Below are 835 nucleotides of genomic sequence, written 5' to 3' on the forward strand. Positions count from 1 at the left end.
CCCGGTGCCGCCGCGTGCCGGACGCCCGGCGCGCCGCTGAGCCGCCGGCTTATGGCGCCAGGTCCCAGTCGGCTCCGGTGCCGGCGCGCCCGTCAGCCCAGCCCGCGACCTACGACGATTACGACGACGCCTACGACGCGACGGCTACGACGACGGCTATGGCGCGAAGCCGGCCGATTCGCGCGGCTATGCGGCACCCGCAGCGGCCCGCGGCCGCGGCGGCTATGACCGCGCCGATGCGCGTGGCAGCGGGGAGGCGGCCTACGCCTATTCCGCCGAGCGCCGCGACGACGGCTACGACGATTACGACGACGCCTACGATCCGCAGTTCGGCGATGCCGGCTACATGCCGCCCCACGGCGAGGACGTCTACGAGACCGAGCCGCGCCGCAAGAAGGGCCGCATGGCCCTGCTGATGGTGGCGAGCCTGCTCGGCCTCGGCGTCGCGGGCGCGGCGGGCTTCTTCGCCTATCGCATGGCGGTGGGCGAGGCGACCTTCGGCTCCAACACCCCGTCGGTGATCCGCGCGGACAATGCGCCGGTCAAGACGGTGGCGCCGCCCACCACCGATTCCCAGGGCAAGCTCATCACCGAGCGGCTCGGAGCCGGCGGCAGCGCCAATGAGCGCCTCGTCACCCGCGAGGAGACCCCGGTGGAGGTCACGGCGGCCACCCGCGTGGCCACCAACGGCACGCCCCAGGGCGAGCCGAAGCGGGTGAAGACCTATGCCGTGCGTCCCGACGGCACCATGGCGACGCCGGCGCCCGGCGCCGCGCCTGCGGATGCCTCGGTATCCGCCTTCGCGCCGACCCAGGCGCCGCTCACCGCCGGCGTG

1 pseudogene is annotated in these 835 nt (G+C 74.5%); it reads left to right on the forward strand.

Annotated features, from left to right (window positions below):
• Positions 1–346: 346 nt before the first annotated feature.
• Positions 347–835 (forward strand): annotated as a pseudogene (locus tag AC2W7M_RS26495) (hypothetical protein); the annotation flags it as partial.

Source organism: Xanthobacter sp. BG11Y11_SDJG (genome assembly GCF_057364445.1).